Source organism: Aquipuribacter hungaricus, from assembly GCF_037860755.1.
Classification (GTDB): Bacteria; Actinomycetota; Actinomycetes; order Actinomycetales; family JBBAYJ01; genus Aquipuribacter; species Aquipuribacter hungaricus.
In genome coordinates this window covers 1-589 of sequence record NZ_JBBEOI010000528.1, presented here as the reverse complement: position 1 = coordinate 589, position 589 = coordinate 1, and the positions used below count along the sequence as shown (strand labels likewise).

Below are 589 nucleotides of genomic sequence, written 5' to 3'. Positions count from 1 at the left end.
CGCGGCGTCCGGGGCGGCGACGAGGCGGACCGCGCCCGGCCCCCGGGGGGCCTCGCGCCACCGGGCCCACGCCGAGGCCGCCTCCGCCGCGAGGTCGCGTGCCCGGGCCGTCGCGACACCGTCGCCTTCGTCCAGCGCCTCGGTCCACCAGCGGGTGCCGTCGTGGCGCAGCAGGTGGTCGTACCGGGAGAGGACCAGCTCGGGCAGCCGGGGTCCCGTGCGCGGGGCCGGCGGGGTGCGGACCCGCCCGGTGCTCCGCCCCAGCGCGTGGCCGAGCAGGACCGACCAGCCCCCGCCGACGGCCGAGCCCGTCGGGACGGTGCTGGGCAGGGGACCGGTGCGGTCGAGCAGCGCGGCGAGCTCGGGCCGGGTCGGCACGTCGTGGCGCTCGACGACCTCCGCCGGGTCCGCGGCGACGAGCACCGACGTGCCGGACCAGGAGCCCGCCAGCGCGGTGAGCCGCCGTCCGCCCGCCAGGTGCGCGAGGGCGGGCAGGAGGTCCGCCGGCCGCCCGGGCAGCCCCGCCGCGGGCTCGGCGACGAGGACGGGCCGGGGCACGGGCGGAGACTATGCCCCGGCCCACGGCCGT

Annotated in this window: 1 pseudogene; it reads right to left on the bottom strand. The window is 82.0% G+C overall.

From position 1 onward, the window contains the following. A pseudogene (locus WCS02_RS21000) lies at positions 1-558 on the bottom strand (hypothetical protein); the annotation flags it as partial. Between the last annotated feature and the right edge of the window lie 31 nt (positions 559-589).